At 42.2% G+C, this 17,074-nt stretch carries 14 protein-coding genes; 7 read left to right on the top strand and 7 right to left on the bottom strand.

Annotated elements, in window-relative coordinates; genetic code table 11:
* Positions 1-142 precede the first annotated feature (142 nt).
* Positions 143-1,273, top strand: coding sequence for a class Ia ribonucleoside-diphosphate reductase subunit beta (gene nrdB / locus L3D27_RS05985; RefSeq protein ID WP_432480619.1), 1,131 nt, complete (start codon positions 143-145; stop codon positions 1,271-1,273).
* A 70-nt stretch (positions 1,274-1,343) separates the two neighbouring features.
* Positions 1,344-1,679 carry a 2Fe-2S iron-sulfur cluster-binding protein gene (locus tag L3D27_RS05980; RefSeq protein WP_373628571.1) on the top strand — a complete coding sequence of 112 codons (336 nt, stop codon included), beginning with the start codon at positions 1,344-1,346 and terminating at the stop codon, positions 1,677-1,679.
* 146 nt (positions 1,680-1,825) lie between these two features.
* Here the strand turns inward: L3D27_RS05980 and ppk2 are convergent, their stop codons facing one another.
* From ppk2 to L3D27_RS05950, 6 genes are all read right to left on the bottom strand, one after another.
* Positions 1,826-2,875: a polyphosphate kinase 2 gene (gene ppk2, locus L3D27_RS05975; protein ID WP_432480618.1), complete on the bottom strand. Its 1,050-nt coding sequence runs from the start codon at positions 2,873-2,875 to the stop codon at positions 1,826-1,828.
* Between the two features lie 150 nt (positions 2,876-3,025).
* Positions 3,026-4,393, bottom strand: coding sequence for an ABC1 kinase family protein (locus L3D27_RS05970; protein WP_432480617.1), 1,368 nt, complete (start codon positions 4,391-4,393; stop codon positions 3,026-3,028).
* Positions 4,394-4,549: 156 nt separating this feature from the next.
* Positions 4,550-5,821 (bottom strand): phosphoribosylamine--glycine ligase, encoded by a 1,272-nt coding sequence (gene purD / locus L3D27_RS05965; RefSeq protein WP_432480616.1) that lies wholly within the window; start codon positions 5,819-5,821, stop codon positions 4,550-4,552.
* A 270-nt stretch (positions 5,822-6,091) separates the two neighbouring features.
* Positions 6,092-6,757, bottom strand: coding sequence for a fumarylacetoacetate hydrolase family protein (locus L3D27_RS05960; protein ID WP_432480615.1), 666 nt, complete (start codon positions 6,755-6,757; stop codon positions 6,092-6,094).
* A 59-nt stretch (positions 6,758-6,816) separates the two neighbouring features.
* Positions 6,817-7,821, bottom strand: coding sequence for an alpha/beta fold hydrolase (locus L3D27_RS05955; protein ID WP_284672855.1), 1,005 nt, complete (start codon positions 7,819-7,821; stop codon positions 6,817-6,819).
* Entirely contained in the window at positions 7,821-7,985 is a 165-nt protein-coding gene (locus L3D27_RS05950) for a rubredoxin (protein ID WP_284672854.1), read from the bottom strand. The genes L3D27_RS05955 and L3D27_RS05950 overlap by 1 nt, the downstream gene beginning before the upstream one ends.
* A 236-nt stretch (positions 7,986-8,221) precedes the next feature.
* Between L3D27_RS05950 and uvrB the strand changes: the two genes are divergently transcribed.
* The 5 genes from uvrB to L3D27_RS05925 all read left to right on the top strand — a co-directional run bounded on the left by uvrB (position 8,222) and on the right by L3D27_RS05925 (position 15,320).
* Complete coding sequence (gene uvrB, locus L3D27_RS05945) at positions 8,222-10,348, top strand: excinuclease ABC subunit UvrB (protein ID WP_432480614.1); 2,127 nt, start codon at positions 8,222-8,224, stop codon at positions 10,346-10,348.
* Positions 10,349-10,728: 380 nt separating this feature from the next.
* The gene (locus tag L3D27_RS05940; RefSeq protein ID WP_284672852.1) at positions 10,729-11,331 is read left to right on the top strand and encodes an OmpW/AlkL family protein; all 603 of its coding nucleotides are present in this window, start codon (positions 10,729-10,731) and stop codon (positions 11,329-11,331) included.
* A gap of 223 nt (positions 11,332-11,554) precedes the next feature.
* Positions 11,555-12,145, top strand: coding sequence for a uracil-DNA glycosylase family protein (locus tag L3D27_RS05935; RefSeq protein WP_432480613.1), 591 nt, complete (start codon positions 11,555-11,557; stop codon positions 12,143-12,145).
* A gap of 186 nt (positions 12,146-12,331) precedes the next feature.
* On the top strand, positions 12,332-13,900 hold the full coding sequence (gene gpmI, locus L3D27_RS05930; RefSeq protein WP_432480612.1) for a 2,3-bisphosphoglycerate-independent phosphoglycerate mutase: 1,569 nt from the start codon (positions 12,332-12,334) through the stop codon (positions 13,898-13,900).
* Between the two features lie 19 nt (positions 13,901-13,919).
* The gene (locus tag L3D27_RS05925) at positions 13,920-15,320 is read left to right on the top strand and encodes a S41 family peptidase (protein ID WP_284672849.1); all 1,401 of its coding nucleotides are present in this window, start codon (positions 13,920-13,922) and stop codon (positions 15,318-15,320) included.
* Between the two features lie 119 nt (positions 15,321-15,439).
* Here the strand turns inward: L3D27_RS05925 and xseA are convergent, their stop codons facing one another.
* Positions 15,440-16,957: an exodeoxyribonuclease VII large subunit gene (xseA, locus tag L3D27_RS05920; RefSeq protein ID WP_284672848.1), complete on the bottom strand. Its 1,518-nt coding sequence runs from the start codon at positions 16,955-16,957 to the stop codon at positions 15,440-15,442.
* Between the last annotated feature and the right edge of the window lie 117 nt (positions 16,958-17,074).

The following is a 17,074-nucleotide window of genomic DNA, read 5'->3' as shown; positions in this document are numbered from 1 at the left end:
TTTATGTTAAAATTATCGGCAGATTTTTACTACATAATGTGTTTTTTATAAAAAATAATACTATATATTGATTTAAGTCCTATTAATTCAATAAGTTAACGAATTTTAAGACTCTTATTTGATTTATTTTGGAAAAAATATCATGCAATATTCTATTTTTTGTCAAACGAAAAACGATGTTTTAACCGAGCCAATGTTTTTTGGGCAACCGGTGAATGTCGCCAGATATGACCAACAAAAACATCCAATTTTTGAACAGCTGATTGAAAAACAGTTGTCATTCTTTTGGCGACCAGAAGAGATTGATGTCAGCCGAGATCGCATTGATTTTGCTAATTTATCTGTACATGAACAACACATTTTCCTATCAAATCTAAAATACCAGACTTTGCTTGACAGCATACAGGGTCGCAGTCCTAATGTGGTGCTATTGCCTTTGGTGTCCATCCCTGAGCTTGAGACTTGGATTGAAACATGGTCATTTAGTGAGACAATTCACAGTCGCAGTTATACACACATCATTCGCAATGTGGTTAATGACCCATCAGTGATTTTTGATGACATCATGGATAATGAGCATATTCTTGCTCGTGCTGAAGATATTGCCAAATATTATGATGAGCTGTATGAGCTATCAAATTATTACAATATGTTTGGTATGGGTACGCACATCATCAATGGCAAGCAGGTAACGGTGGATTTTAAAGACCTTAAAAAGAAACTTTATCTATGTTTGATGGCGGTAAATGTGTTAGAAGCCATTCGTTTCTATGTGTCTTTTGCTTGTTCATTTGCCTTTGCAGAGCGAAAACTGATGGAGGGCAATGCCAAGATTATCAAGATGATTGCTCGTGATGAAGCACTACATCTAAATGGTACTCAGCACATGATTAACCTAATGCAGATGGGTCGTGATGACCCTGAGATGGTAGAGATTGCTCAAGAGTGTAAAGATGAAGCGATTGCTATCTTCCGTACTGCTGCCGAACAAGAAAAAGACTGGGCGGACTATTTATTCAAAGACGGTTCGATGATTGGTCTGAATAAAGACATTCTATGCCAGTATATTGAGTTTATCACCAATACACGCATGGCATCAATCGGACTGCCTGCCATCTTTGAAGTCAAATCCAACCCAATTCCTTGGATTAATGCATGGCTATCATCAGATAATGTGCAGGTTGCTCCGCAAGAGACTGAAATCACTACTTATTTGGTGGGTCAGATTGATTCGGATTTAGATGATGTTGATTTGGATGACTTTGAGCTATGATGCTCATCGGTTAATGATTGCCAATCAAGAAATAATATCGCTTTAACTTTTGGGTAAGACAAGGTATAACATGGGCTGGGTATTCACCGATGAAATGCGATTTTATCTGCACGAGAACGAAACCTTGTTAGAAGGCATGAAACGAACAGGGCATCAGACGGTGCGGTTTGAATGTCAGCGTGGCTATTGTGGTTCTTGTAAGATGCGTATCACGGCAAAGACAGGGGATATTAAGACCATTGGAAAACCCATCGCCATGCTTGATGATGATGAGGTGCTCGCCTGTTGCTGTCAAGCGACAGGCAGTATTTGTGTTACTTATGCCCAAAAATCCGATCAAGAACAACTAAGTTTATTTGAGGATAAGCAGACAAATAGTCGTACAAATGTATGGCTTGTGATTTGATAGATGCTAGGTTAGCCAAGATGGGCTAAAATACTCAAATGGCATATTTACAATCCATATCTGCGTTCACAATAAAAACACCCCAAAGGTTGTCTAACTTTTGGGATGTGGTTCAAAAAGGGCGGTATTTTTATTTTACAAGATGGTTATTTTTTGGTATTTCTAGCAGAGCTTACCGAAAGGTCGGTATGCTCATCCATCTCATAAAGTGCCCCTGCACGACCAACAATCAGTGGGTCAATATTGCCAATTTGTGCAGCGTCTTTATTTTCGTAATTTAGTTTGTTTAGGACATAACGCATGGCATTGAGGCGAGCACGCTTTTTGCAGTCAGATTTGATGACAATCCAAGGCGACTCTGCAGTGTCAGTATTAAAGAACATGGCTTCTTTTGCAAGGGTATAATCATCCCACTTGTTTAAAGATGCTTGGTCCACAGGTGAAAGTTTCCATTGTTTTAATGGGTCATTTTCACGACTGGCAAAGCGTGCTTTTTGCTCTTCACGAGAAACTGAGAACCAAAATTTCACAAGCTGAACGCCAGATTCAATCAAATGTTTTTCAAATTCAGGCACTTGACGCATGAAAGTTTGGTATTCATGGTCTGTACAAAAACCCATCACACGCTCAACCACAGCACGGTTATACCAAGAACGGTCAAATAATACAATCTCGCCTGCGGTTGGTAGGTGCTGTACATAACGCTGGAAGTACCATTGTCCTTTTTCTTGCTCGGTTGGTTTTTCTAGGGCGACCACACGAGCACCACGAGGATTTAGATGTTCCATGAATCGCTTGATAGTACCACCTTTACCTGCCGCATCACGACCTTCAAACAAGATAACCAGTCTTTGCCCTGTGGCTTTGACATGGTGTTGTAGCTTTAATAGTTCAATTTGTAGTTTGTACTTTTGGGATTCGTAGTTTTTACGGCTCAAACGATGCTTGTAAGGGTAACCGCCTTCACGCCAGTTGTCTGATAGCTGGGTGTCTTTGGATTTGTCCGTGCGTACCTGTTGAACAACTTGTGTAGCAGGTAGATAGTCGCTCAAAAGTTGCCCAAGCTCTGCCAAATCATCAGGTGATGCGTGAGTTAGTAGCTCTTCTAGCTGTGCGGCGGTGCTTGGCATGGTTTGTGTTTTTGGGGTGGTGCGACGAGTTTTGGGTTGTTGAGTGGCTTTGCTATCGCTTGTCATGGCATACTCCTAAGATAATTGTGGAATTATGTTTGTATCTTATCATGTTATGATGGCGGTAACAATTTATTTCATCTGATGAATATACGCAAAATCCTAATAAATACCATGAATGTATTTTGTAAGTTCATGGTATTTATATTTTTGGGTTTAAGTGATGTTGTTATTCTTGAGATATGGGGTGATGAGTGTCTGGCTGTTAATGCGTGCATCTAACGAGACCAGTAGGGTGTAGGCACCGATAAATTTTCGACTGATGAACATCATCTCTTTGGGTGGCAGGCTAAACTCTAGTGAGGTCATGCCATCTTTGGCACAACTCATCACTCGATGATATAGCTGACTATTCGCCCATAGATAACAGCCTTTGTTATCTAGAAACTGAGCTGAGAGGTGCTTGGCATCAGAAAAAGGTTCGCACGCTAACAAGAAAACCTTTGCCATGTCTTCTTTGGGTTTGTCTTTTAGTTTGTCAAAAAAATCATAGCCTTGCATGGCATTCATCATCATATCTTTATTCTGATGGTATCCTGCAGTCATTAGATTTTTGGCAAGATGTAATAAATGCTCATCAAACTGCTTGACCGCCCCAAAGTCAAGCAAGACAAGTTTATCAGCCCCATCGTCATCAATTTTTACCAAATAGTTGCCAAAATTGGGGTCGGTTTGCATTTCTCCCCATTCAAACAGCTCACGCATGACGATATCAAGTGCTGCACCACCCAAAGCATCTTTGCGAGCCTGAGGCAGTGCATTGACCAACTTATGATTGAGTGGTACGCCAGTCTCAAAACTCATGCAAATAAGCCGTTTAGTGCTATAGTTATCATAGATGGTTGGAACGATATAGCGTGCGTCATCGGATAGATAATTGGCAAATCGCTTGGTGGTGGCAGCTTCAGTATGATAATCAACTTCGGTTTGTAGTAGCTCTTTGATTTCTAAGAACCAATCATCTAACGCTTTGGTTTGTGGGACGGCATTGGTAATTTTTAGTAGTTGCTTAAAGATGGCAAGGTCGGATTCAATTGCACCTGCGACATTAGGATACTGCACTTTTAAAGCGACGGTGCGACCACTGTATTTGTGTACGGCTTTGTGTACTTGAGCTAGGCTTGCTGTGCCAATTGGTGTGCGTTCAATCTCAAAATCATGCACTCGTTCGCCAAGTTCTGCTTTTAGGGCATCATAAATGATGTGCCATGACAATGGGGTGGTATTGGCATCTAAGGTATGTAGGGCATCGATGACTTCTTTGGGTAAAAAATGTTCACCATACAAAGCAAGCATCTGCCCAATTTTAACCACCGAGCCTTTTAACTTGCCAAGCTCGCTAACCAGATAGTTAGCCTGTTCTTTTAATAGGGTGTGTTTTTGTATTTCTTTGGCTTCTTTACTCAAGAACAGCCCTGAAACACCGCTTTTTGCCCAGTTTGCACCAATATTCAAAGAAGTTTTAGCGATGGATAGGCGGCGTTGCATGAGTGTGGTTTTTAGCTGATTGATTGGCTTGGTCATGGTATTAAAATTGCTTTTGTTTGAGATTTTATGGTAAAAAAATTGCCCATATTATATCAAAAATTCAAGCACAAAAGAGACTTTATGTGCAATTCGTACAGCCATTTTGTCTAATCTTGGTACAAAAAACCCTTTGATTACTCAAAGGGCTAAAAATTAGCGACTGATGGCTCGCCAACCAATATCACGGCGGTATTGCTTGCCACTAAAGACAATCTCTTTACAGCCTTGTAGGGCTTTGGTTTGAGCATCTTTGATGGTGTCTGCAAGGGCGGTTACGCACAGCACACGCCCACCGTCAGTTACGATTTGGTCACCATCTTGTTTTGTGCCCGCATGAAATACTTTGACATCATCAATGCAAACATCTAGACCGGTAATAACATCACCCTTTGAGCTGGATTCTGGATACCCTTGACTTGCCAAAACCACGCCTAAGGCGACTTTGTCCGACCATTTAGCCTCGCTTGGTAAATTACCCTCAATTCCTGCCATAATCAGCTCAACCAATGAGCTTTCAAGGCGTGCCATGATGGGCTGTGTCTCAGGGTCGCCAAAGCGACAGTTAAACTCAATCACATAAGGGTCGCTATTCTCATCAATCATGAGACCTGCGTATAAAAAACCTGTATAAGGAGTGCCATTTGCTTTCATGGCGTTCACGACAGGGCAAATGACACGGGCGATGACCTTGTCATGCACTTCTTTTGTAACGATAGGGGCAGGACTGTATGCACCCATGCCACCTGTATTTGCTCCCGTATCGCCTTCAAAGATGCGTTTATGGTCTTGGCTGGTTGCCATGGGCAGGATATTATCCCCATCAATCATACAGATAAAAGAAGCCTCTTCACCTTTTAAAAATTCTTCAATCACCACACGACTGCCCGCCTCACCAAACTTATTGCCTGACAGCATATCATCAATGGCATCAAACGCCTCTTGTTCGCTCATGGCGACAATAACACCTTTGCCTGCAGCCAGTCCGTCTGCTTTAATGACAATCGGTGCACCTTTGGCACGAACAAAATCTTTGGCGGCGGAGATTTGGGTAAATACCTCATAAAAAGCGGTTGGAATTCCAACCTTTTTCATAAAATCCTTAGCAAAGGCTTTTGAACCTTCTAGTTGAGCACAATATTGAGTAGGGCCCCAAACTTTAATGTTTGCTTGGCGTAGCTCATCAACAATCCCTGCCACAAGTGGTGCTTCAGGACCAACAAGTACAAATGCCACTTCATGTGTGCGACAAAAATCAATCACGGCGGTATGATTGCTGACATCTAAATCAACATTTTCAATTTTGTTCTCAAGAGCGGTGCCAGCATTGCCTTTGGCAACAAAAACTTTGGCGACTTTTGCATCTTTGGCACATGCCCATGCCAATGCGTGTTCACGACCGCCTGTACCGAGTACAAGAATGTTCATAAGGTTTTCCTAAATCAATAAAAAGGCTAAAACTGAAAAATCACACTAATGAAAATATCAAAACTTTTAATAAAATGGCTTTCTGTAACTTTAAGAATTTAACATAAATCACGCCGACAATCAAACAAATAACAGCAATCACACAAAGAATAAGTCAATTTAAAAGTAATGATTTAGATGGCGTGAATAAAAATAAAGGTGGATTAGGACTGTTTTTTGGTATTGCTAATGAATGCTCTAATTACCCAAACCAAACACTTTTACAAACTGTTATTTGACTAATATTTCAAATGCCAAGCCATCAAGACTGGCGATAACTTTATCGCCTGTTTTAAGCTGACTTACGCCCTTTGGTGTACCTGTCATGATTATATCGCCTGCGTTCAAGCCATACAGTGTATCAAGATAATCCACCAGATACTCAAAAGAATACATCATTTTGTTGGTGTCATCATCTTGGCGAATCTCATCATTGACGGTCAGTGATAGGTGGTAGGTTTTGTTGATGAATGGCTGAAAATCGCTGAGCCAACAGGCATTTTTAAAGCCTTTGGCTTTGGTCCAAGGTAGCCCCTTTTCTTTGCAGATTGCCTGCACATCTCGTGCGGTCAAATCAAGACCGACCGCCACGCCGATAATTTGTTTATCATCGCCGATTAGGAGTATTAACTCAACTTCATGATGAATGCTATTAGAAAAATCAGGCAAGTTTAGGGTGTTACCCGCCACGATGCTACTGGTCGGCTTTAAAAAGACAACGGGTTCATCAGGCATGGCATTGCCAAGCTCGTGAATGTGTTCGACATAGCTACGACCGATGCAGTAGATATTGTTGATGGTGTGGGTTTGGTTATTTAAAGTGATGGTGGGCATGGGTTTGGTCTTGGTCTTTTGTGTGTTGATGGTGGTTTGTTCAGCTGGTGCGTTTACCTGCATGATTGGGATATCGGCATTATAAAGTTCGTTATTAAAAATATCAATCCTACTTGTCTTATTTATTCATCATCTTGACAATGATGGCTAATAACACTGACCAAATAAGGGTGGTAATAAGGTGGGATATCATGCCCCATGCCATCAATGAGCTTGAAGGTGGCGTTTGGAATAACCTTTGCCAAAAATCTACCATGACTTGGAGTGAGCAGTCCGTCCTTACTACCGTGGAGAATGAGCGTTTTGGCACGGATTTGCTTACTAAAACGCAGTATTGAGCCTGATGCCAAGATGGCGTTGAGTTGTTGGGCGACACCCAATGGATGAAAATTTCTTTGATAGCGTTTTTCGGCAATGGCTCTAGTGCCTTTAATGTCAAGATGACCGGGGCTGCCGACAGCAGTCATGAACCAGACGCTATGACGCACCATATCACGCTCAGAATGACTCTCAGGGCGACGCACAAAAGTCATGAATTGCTTGGGATTGGGCGGTCTAAAAAAAGCTTTGTTGCTGGTGCTAAACATCAAGATAAGATTGTTGATATATTTTGGGTAGCGTGCGGCGACAATTTGGGCAATCATGCCACCCATTGACGCACCTACCAAATTGACTTTATCAAATTTTAAGGTCTTGATGAGTCTGGCGACATCTTCTGCCATGTCGGTTAAAGTATAGGCAACAGGCTCTTGACGGTTTGATAATCCTACTTGGACTTTTAGCATCATTTTTAAGGGATTTACCTTAGGTAGTCCGTCAATGCGAATTTTGCTAGACAGGCCTGTATCACGATTGTCAAAGCGAATGACAAAAAAACCTGCATCAATGAACTGTTTTAATAGCTTATCTGACCAAAACATCATCTGCGAGCCAAGCCCTGCAATAAAAATCATTGCAGGGTGCTTAGGGTTGCCCCCAGCTTCTACACACAGTTTCATGCCCTCACCAATATCAACGATGCCTTGATATAAATAAGGCGATAAATCAGACGGTTGCCAGTCTATCGCCCCAAACTTCTGCCACGATTCTGGCACTGGCATGGACTGTGTGCAAGGTGAGAGATTCATTAGATTTCTACCATCTCAAAGTCGGCTTTAGTAACGCCACACTCTGGGCAAGTCCAGTCATCTGGAATGTCTTCCCAGCGAGTACCAGGTGCAAGACCTTCTTCGGGGCAACCAAGCTCTTCATCATAAATCCAGCCACAGACTATACATTGATATTTTTTCATAAATTACCTTCAATCATGTTTACCCATCAGATTTTACCGATTGGTCATCAATGTGGGCGAAAATTAGTTTAAAAAACTGTGCTTAGTTTACATATGTATCTATTTTTTGCAAGTTAAATTTGTAAAAAGTTGTGATGAACTGTTAATAATAGGGCTTTAATTTTCCCAAAACAGCCTTACTATACTATAATATCTCATCTTAACCATCACAATAAGCCAACTGACAATCATACATTATGCGAATTCCAGACATCAAAAATACCAACAGACAAGAACGCCACTTAAATCAACTTGCCAAACAACTACAAGAGAACGCTGAATTGACAGGTGTGAATGTCTCTGGCACACAGATTAGTAGCCAAGCGTTTGACTTGGTGAGTGAGTATGAGCCGGCAGGCGACCAACCAAATGCCATTAAAAGTTTGGTTGATGGTGTACGAGAGAATAAAAAAGAACAGCTTTTGTTGGGCGTAACAGGTTCGGGCAAAACCTATACGATGGCAAAAGTCATTGCCGAGCTTGGGCGACCTGCCATCATCATGGCACACAATAAGACGCTGGCAGCTCAGCTGTACGGTGAGTTTAAGGCATTTTTTCCGCATAATGCGGTGGAATATTTTGTGAGTTATTATGACTATTATCAGCCTGAAGCTTATGTGCCTGCGTCCAATACTTTTATTGAGAAAGATTCAGCAATCAATGACCATATTGACCAGATGCGGTTGTCTGCCACTCGTGCGTTACTTGAACGCCGTGATGCCATTATTGTAGCATCTGTGTCTGCCATCTATGGATTGGGCGATCCAGAAAGCTATTTAAAAATGCTACTGCACATTGTGGTAGGAGACATGGTTGATCGCACCGCACTCATTAAACGATTGGTTGAGCTACAATATGAACGCAACGAACTTGATTTTGGGCGAGGCACTTATCGCATTCGTGGTGAGACGCTTGATATTTATCCTGCCGAGAGTGAAAGTTTGGCGGTACGCATTGAGATGTTTGATGATGAGGTGGAAAAAATCGTTTGGTTTGACCCTTTGACAGGTAAAAATGTCCGCACCGCACCACGCATCACCATTTATCCAAAGTCGCACTATGTTACGCCACGAGAAAAGCTAGAAGCGGCTAGTGAGACCATCAAGGCTGAACTTGCTGATCGGTTGGAATATTTTCGAGCTAATGATAAGCTGATTGAAGCACAACGCATCAAAGAACGCACACAGTACGACCTAGAGATGATTCAACAGTTAGGCTACTGTAATGGCATTGAAAACTATTCACGCCACTTATCAGGACGACCAGCAGGACTGGCACCGCCAACCTTATTTGATTATGTGCCTGATGATGCACTGCTTTTCATTGATGAAAGCCATGTTACTGTACCGCAGATTGGGGCAATGTACAAAGGTGATCGCAGTCGCAAAGAGACACTGGTGAATTACGGTTTTCGTCTGCCATCAGCGATGGATAATCGCCCGATGAAATTTGAAGAATGGGAGCGATTAAAGCCCTATACCATCTATGTGTCTGCCACGCCTGCCGCCTATGAATTGGAGCGAAGCGAGCAGGTGGTTGAGCAAGTGGTGCGTCCAACAGGACTGATTGACCCTGTGCTTGAGATTCGTCCTGTGCTGACTCAAGTGGATGATGTGCTTGGTGAGATTAATCTGCGTAAACCGCTTAATGAAAGGGTGCTTATTACAACCTTAACCAAACGCATGGCAGAGGACTTGACCAGTTACCTAAAAGAGTATGGCATTAAAGTTGCTTATTTGCATTCGGATATAGACACCGTTGAACGCATGAAGATTATCCATGAATTGCGTACTGGTGTGCATGATGTGCTGGTTGGGATTAACCTGCTTCGTGAAGGTTTGGATATGCCTGAGGTGAGTTTGGTGGCGATATTTGATGCAGACAAAGAGGGTTTTTTGCGTTCGGAGCGTTCTTTAATTCAGACCATTGGTCGTGCAGCACGCCACATTAACGGCAAGGCGATTTTATATGCAGACAGCATTACGCCAAGTATGCAAAAGGCCATTGAGGAAACCGAACGCCGTAGAGCCAAGCAAATCGCCTTTAACGAAGCACATGGCATCATACCAAAATCTGCCCATCGTGCCATCACCGATAAAATTGATACAGGTGAAGAAGAGATAGCAGGTAGTGTCATCATCAATAAAGCAGTGATTGCAGGTGTGGATGAAGAGATTTTAAGGCGACCAGAGCTGATTGCTAAAGAAATATCCCGCCTTGAAAAACAGATGAAGGCATTATCTGGTGAGTTAAAATTTGAAGAGGCGGCACGAGTGCGTGATCAAGTGTTGGCATTAAAGGATTTTTTGGTCAAACAAGGATGATGACTGCTTATTTGAATAAAAGTTTGGTTCATAAAAAAATACAAGAACTTTAATGGGTGTAAAGCCAGTAACTTACGCCATTTTATAAAGCTCAACAAATCAATCAATACTAAAAAATAGGCTGTATGTTCGTTTGCATTGATTAAGCAATGCTTTTGTATAAAAAAGCTTTAAAAATAGAGCTGTAACACCCATAAAATGCATCAAAAGTGTGATAAATCCATCAAAAATTTATTGATTGTTTCTACCAATTAAGATACAATAAAAGTGAAAAGTTTAGAACCGTTACGAAAGATGCGTAATGAGAAACTTGGCAAAAGGGCTTGCAACATTTGCGAGCCTTTTTATATTTTTAACCACATTCTAGTTGGAGATGAGCCATGAAATTACAACACATCGCACTTGCTTTGTTATCTGCCATGACAACTGTCGCTGTCGCTGCCCCTGCTGGTACTTGGACTATCGGTGCAGGTGTTGCCCATGTTGATCCTAAAAGCAATCCTGATGATAAATTTGATATCAGGGGCTTGACGGTTGATAAAGACATTCGCCCAAGCGTTACTTTTGAATACTTTCCTGTAAAAAATGTAGGTGTTGAGTTATTGGCTGCTGCACCGTTTCATCATGACATCAATATCAACAACCAATATGCAGGCAAAACTCAGCAACTACCTCCAACATTGTCATTGCAATACCACTTTGATAATGGAGGTAAGGTTGTGCCATTTATCGGTGCAGGCGTGAACTACACTACTTTCTTTAAAGAGCGTCTACACAATCCACAAGCTGATTTGAAAATTGGCGATAGTTGGGGTGCGGCAGGTCATGTAGGTGTTGATTTTAAATTTACCGACCGTGATGCTGTGCGTCTAGATGCTCGCTATATCGACCTAAAAACCAATGTTAAGGTTAATGGCAATAGCGTTGGTGAGCTTAACCTAAGCCCATGGGTGTATGGCGTTTCATTTGTCAAAACATTCTAATGCTTTAGAATTAAAAGCTAATAAAAAACAAAAAAAGCTGATAATGTAAATTATCAGCTTTTTTTTGGCTAAATATCAGATAATGCTCACCGAGCTTGTGTTGTAATTTGGCAGATTGGGCATAATATGCTACATTAGCTCACGCAATCACTAACATCTTAGTGATGACATCACTACATGACTTATTGTCAATATACACCAATAGTAGCCCTTAGATATAATCATGAACCTTGAAACTCATCCCTTATCGCCATTTTTACCGCCTAATGCCAAAGTATTGATGTTGGGTAGTTTTCCACCACCACGCATCCGCTGGAAGATGGATTTTTATTATCCGAATTTTAATAATGATATGTGGCGAATTATGGGGCTTGTATTTTTTAATGATAAGGATTTTTTTATTGATGTGGTCAATAAATCATTTCATCAGGAGGTGATTGAGCGGTTTTTGATGGATAAGGGGATTGCTATTTTTGATGTGGCAAGGACGATAGTGCGATTAAAGGATAATGCGTCCGATGCGTTCTTAAAAGTGGTGGAAAAAGTTGGTGTGGCAGAGCTACTTAAGCAAATGCCAGCTTGTACGCACATCATTACTACAGGTGAGAGGTCAAGTGAAGTTTTATTGTCCGATTTTGGTATCAAGCCACCTAAAATCGGACAATCGGTACAATTAACCATCGCAAAAAGAACGGTGTATTTACATCGCTTACCATCATCATCACGAGCCTATCCGTTGGCACTCACCAAAAAAGCAGCTTATTATCAAGCGGTCTTTGCTGGTATCTTTTATGATGAATATGAATTGGCGTAGCTATTGATTTAAATGGGGTTGGCGGCGGTCATGAGTGCGATATCAAGCGAGGGTGGCTTGGTTTGAATTTTTCTTGTGTTTTGTCATCAATGCCAGTGAGAATATGCTACAATAGATAAGATAAAAGATAGCATATGTTTGCCAAATTTGGGGCTATCAATATTTTACAATCATTTGGAGTAAGTCATGACCCAAGCAAGTGCAAAAAAACCGCATGTATTGATGATTTTAGATGGTGTTGGACACCGCACTGACCCACGAGATAACGCTGTAGCTGCTGCAAATACGCCAAATCTTGATGAGCTGATGGCAACTTGTCCGACAGGTTTTATCTCAGGTTCAGGTCTTGATGTGGGGTTGCCTGATGGTCAGTTTGGCAATTCAGAAGTGGGGCATATGAATTTGGGTGCAGGTCGCATCTTATTTCAAGACTCAACTCGTATCATGAATGACATCAATACAGGTGATTTTTTTAAGAACGAAGTGCTGGTGAATGCTGTCAAGGCAGCCAATGATGCTGAAGGTGCGGTGCATATCTTGGGTCTGCTGTCTGATGGTGGTGTGCACGCACACATTGAGCATATGCAAGCAGCGGTGCGTATGGCATTGGAGCAAGGGGCGTTGCAGGTTTTCGTACATGGCTTTACTGATGGCAGGGATACACCGCCAAAGTCTGCTGATACATATGTAGCAAGTTTTGAGCAGTTTTTGAGCAAAGTTAATGATGAGTTTGAGGGTGAGGCAAAAATCGCCAGCTTGATTGGTCGTTTCTACTCTATGGATAGAGATAAGCGTTGGGATAGAGTGCAAGCAGCATATGAGCTATTGACCCAAGCAGCGGCAGTTCGTGAAGCTCAGTCAGCATCTCAAGCGATTGAGCTTGCCTATGCTGCTGATGAGACAGATGAATTTATCCAAGCGACCATGATTGATGACAATGGCGTGATTTGTGATAATGATGCTATTATCTTTATGAATTTTCGTGCTGACCGTGCCAGAGAAATTTCTCAAGCGTTTTTGAATGCAGATTTTGATGGTTTTGCTCGTAAAGTTGCTCCAGAATTATCTGCCTATGTCATGCTGACCAAATATTCTGATGAATTGGAAAATAATCAAAAAACCACCATCGCCTATTATCCAACCAGTCTTGCAAACACCATGGGCGAATATCTACAAAATCAAGGCAAAACTCAGTTGCGTATCGCTGAAACAGAAAAATATCCCCATGTTAGCTTCTTTTTTAGCGGTGGTCGTGAAGAGCTGTACAAGGGCGAACAGCGTATTTTGGTCAATAGCCCAAATGTCAAGACTTATGATTTAAAGCCAGAAATGAGTGCGTATGAAATCACTGACAAGCTAAAAGCTGCCATAGAATCTGGCGATTTTGATGTGATTGTTATCAACTATGCCAATGGCGATATGGTTGGGCATACAGGTGTTTTTGAGGCGGCAGTTAAGGCAGTTGAGGCGGTTGATGAGTGTATTGGTATCATTACCCAAAGCGTTCGTGATGTTGGCGGTGAGATGCTGATTACCGCTGATCATGGTAACTGTGAGCAGATGCAAGACTATGAAAGTGGTCAAGTGCATACTCAGCATACCACAGAGCTTGTGCCGTTCATTTATGTGGGCAATCAATCCATGCGTGTGCGTGAGGGTGGTAGACTGTGCGATGTGTCGCCAACCATTTTGCATTTGATGGGATTGCCAAAGCCTGTTGAGATGACAGGCGAGAGTCTTTTGATTGCAGTTTAAAGAAAAAAAGATGGTGAATATGCAAGATTTCGCTATGAATAAACTTGTGGCTGCGATGGCACTTTTTCTAATGGTAGCGTCGCCCGCATCAGCAGAAGTGCAGTGGAATAAGCCTATCGCTAAGATGGCAAGTCTATTGGGCATTAATAAGCCATCGGACAGCATACCGACCGACCCTAACTCTTTGCCAAACACACCAGTCCAAGATAATCTTGATGGTGTGCAAGACGCAGTTGAGCTTGACGCATTAGACAGTAAGCCCAATGTACTGCATGGTATTGATGGTCTGCATCAAGGGAGAGTGCCACTGAATGCGATTTTACCTAAGACCTTAAAGACTTTTGTGTCAGTGGTGGATTTAATTCGCCGTGAATATCCTGAGGCAACGACAGATGACGAGCTATTTTATCACGCCATCAATGGCATGCTAACGAAAATTGATAGCCATGCTGAGTTTTTGGATGCCAAAGCGTTTGGTAGTTTGCAATCATTCACAACAGGTAAGGTAGCGGATATTGGCATTGAAGTATCTTGGCAGGAGTCAGTAGGGCATTGGGTGATTACGCAAGTTGCATCAGGGTCAAGTGCTGACCAAGCTAATATGGCGGTAGGCGATTATCTGCACAAAATTGGCGAGGTGCGTCTGTCTGGTAGTCAAAGCCAAAACGATGTTGCACAACTATTAAATGGCATTCAAGGAACGAAAGTAGATGTTACTTTCTCTAAGTCAGGTCGTTCTAAACTGACCAAAACCATAGAGCGGACGCACAGTACTGAGTCGAATATTGAAACGCTAGTAAAAGATGGTGTGGTGATTGTTAAACTGCCTGTTTTTCAGAGCAACACTCGTGAACAGATTTTAAATGGTGTAGCAGCGGTCAATGTGCCTGTTCAAGGCATGATTATTGATGTGCGAAACAATCCAGGTGGTGTACTTGAATCAGCAGTTGATGTGGCATCCTTATTCATGCGTAATCAAATCGTTACTCAAGTTGAAGGTAGAGAAGGTATTGAGCGAGTCATGCACACCACAGGTGCTCCACTGCTTGATGAAATACCGCTCATCATTCTGCAAAATCGCTATTCGGCTTCGGCTGCTGAAGTGCTTGCCAGTAGCCTAAAAACCCAAAAGCGAGCATTGATTGTTGGTGAGACAAGTTATGGTAAAGGTTCGGTTCAGTCGGTCGTGCCTATTGGCGATAACCAAGCGGTAAAAATTACCACCGCTCATTACCTGACTGCAAATGGTGAGAAGATTGACAAAGTGGGTGTAAAAGCTGATGTTGGCTTTGATGTCAATACCAGTCAAAGCCAAAATGTGCATTCATCAACTGATGAGTGGATGGACAGGGCGTTATCTCTCATGCAAGAGGGTAAACTTGATAGCGGAGTGGAATTTTCCCCTGTAGGTGGGTTCTAAGCCCCTAAATCATAAAACAAAGCGTTACCCCAAAAAAAACTGTATTTGGTTTGGGTGGGGTTGAGTGATTATAAAAGCCATTAAAAACCATCTGATGTATAGGCTTTGTTAGCGTATCATCAGACTTTTTTGTTGGGGTAGGCTTGTATTTTGCCATCATGTAGCTCAATGGTGAGTGCTTGTTCTTGATTGAGCTGTGCGACAGATGAGAGAATTTTGCCGTTTTGATGAATGAGGGCATAACCCTTGGTCAGCGTCTTGGCAGGGTGTTGAATCAAAATCAAACTTTGTAGATGACGGCAATGCTCACGCAACAATGCCAATTTGGGCAAGATGTTTTGATGTTGACCAACAAAATGGGTCAGTTGTCTTTTGGTGGTATTTAAATGAGCATAAGACTGAACCCTGCTTTGGTAAAGCAAATGCTCTACAGATGCCTTTTGGTTGCCAAGCTGATGCATGGTGAGTAACTTGGTTCTTTGTAGGCTATGTGTTGCATCTTTTTTGGTGAGCTGTACTAATTTTAGGGCGAGATTTTGGCTGTGTGCCATGAGTGTCTCGCTTTTATTTTTGGCATTTGACAACAGTGCTTGGCTAGTATTTTTGATATCTTGTATGGCAAGTTTGGCATCTTGAGTGATGGTAATAAGATGTCTCTCAATCGCTCCAATCACCTTTGATGGTGTGTCAAAGCGAGTGTGTGCCACTTCATCTATTAGTACTCTATCTCGTTCATGTCCAATCCCCACCCATACAGGCACAGGCTGTTCAGCGATGAGTGCAGCAAGCTCAAAGTCGTTGAGATACGCCAAATCCCCCACCGCACCACCACCACGAATGATGACAAGCAGATCGGGCAAAGTGCCATAAGTTTGGCGAAACTGCTCTATACCCTGTGTGATAGCAACTCTGATCTCATCTGGAGCATGATTACCTTGAAAAGTAGCATGATGATAATGAAACTGGCACGCATTAAAATGCTGCAACCTATCGGCTTCACGGCGAAAATCACCCAAGCCTGCGGCATTTTGTGGGGAGATGACGATGACATGACGAATGTCAAATGGAGCGACTAGGGATTTATTCAACCGAGTCAATCCTTCATCGTGAAGGCGTTTTTTCATGGCATGATAAGCGGCAGCAAGCTCACCGATGGTGTAGGTTGGGTCGATGTCGCTGATGTTGATGCTAAAGCCATACTGGGCATGAAAGGTTGCTGATGCCTTAATTAGAATGCTTGTACCTGCCTCCAATGCTCTGCCTGTAGCGGCATGAAACTTCGCCAGAACAGGCTGTGCACGATAACGCCATAGCGTCCCACGACAACTAGCAACAATTTGGTCGTTGTCATCTTTTTCTGCCAATTCAAAATAATAATGCCCGCCTTTAGATGACAAGGCACGCACTTCAGCACGCACCCATACTTCATGATCAAAGGTGTCGCTGATGACCATCTTGACCGCTGTTAAATAGTCGCTTAAAGACAGCTGTGTGCCATCAAGTTGGCTGTGTGTGTCTTGGATTTCATTTAGTTCATCTAATTCGGCGGCAATTTTGGCGTGTAGCTCATCGATGTCTTTATTGGGTGTTGATAGATTTTGGGCAAGACGAACGATATGGTTGGTGTTTTTATTCATTTTTTACTGATTGGTGTTTAGATTGGTTTTGTTAAAATTTTGGTAAATAACACCAACACTATAACACACCTAACGCATGAATAAAACTGATTGTCCGATTGATGATGAGTTTGATTG

This window comes from Moraxella sp. ZY200743 (genome assembly GCF_050885545.1).
In the GTDB taxonomy this organism is placed as follows: Bacteria; Pseudomonadota; Gammaproteobacteria; order Pseudomonadales; family Moraxellaceae; genus Moraxella; species Moraxella haemolytica.
Note: the sequence above shows the minus strand (reverse complement) of the source record. Positions and strands in the feature narration are given on the sequence as shown.

Excerpts from the sequence above, each read along its gene's own strand:
- nrdB (WP_432480619.1), top strand. The coding sequence starts at position 143 with ATGCAATATTCTATTTTTTGTCAAACGAAAAACGATGTTTTAACCGAG.
- L3D27_RS05980 (WP_373628571.1), top strand. The coding sequence starts at position 1,344 with ATGGGCTGGGTATTCACCGATGAAATGCGATTTTATCTGCACGAGAAC.
- ppk2 (WP_432480618.1), bottom strand. The coding sequence starts at position 2,875 with ATGACAAGCGATAGCAAAGCCACTCAACAACCCAAAACTCGTCGCACC.
- L3D27_RS05970 (WP_432480617.1), bottom strand. The coding sequence starts at position 4,393 with ATGACCAAGCCAATCAATCAGCTAAAAACCACACTCATGCAACGCCGC.
- purD (WP_432480616.1), bottom strand. The coding sequence starts at position 5,821 with ATGAACATTCTTGTACTCGGTACAGGCGGTCGTGAACACGCATTGGCA.
- L3D27_RS05960 (WP_432480615.1), bottom strand. The coding sequence starts at position 6,757 with ATGCAGGTAAACGCACCAGCTGAACAAACCACCATCAACACACAAAAG.
- L3D27_RS05955 (WP_284672855.1), bottom strand. The coding sequence starts at position 7,821 with ATGAATCTCTCACCTTGCACACAGTCCATGCCAGTGCCAGAATCGTGG.
- L3D27_RS05950 (WP_284672854.1), bottom strand. The coding sequence starts at position 7,985 with ATGAAAAAATATCAATGTATAGTCTGTGGCTGGATTTATGATGAAGAG.
- uvrB (WP_432480614.1), top strand. The coding sequence starts at position 8,222 with ATGCGAATTCCAGACATCAAAAATACCAACAGACAAGAACGCCACTTA.
- L3D27_RS05940 (WP_284672852.1), top strand. The coding sequence starts at position 10,729 with ATGAAATTACAACACATCGCACTTGCTTTGTTATCTGCCATGACAACT.
- L3D27_RS05935 (WP_432480613.1), top strand. The coding sequence starts at position 11,555 with ATGAACCTTGAAACTCATCCCTTATCGCCATTTTTACCGCCTAATGCC.
- gpmI (WP_432480612.1), top strand. The coding sequence starts at position 12,332 with ATGACCCAAGCAAGTGCAAAAAAACCGCATGTATTGATGATTTTAGAT.
- L3D27_RS05925 (WP_284672849.1), top strand. The coding sequence starts at position 13,920 with ATGCAAGATTTCGCTATGAATAAACTTGTGGCTGCGATGGCACTTTTT.
- xseA (WP_284672848.1), bottom strand. The coding sequence starts at position 16,957 with ATGAATAAAAACACCAACCATATCGTTCGTCTTGCCCAAAATCTATCA.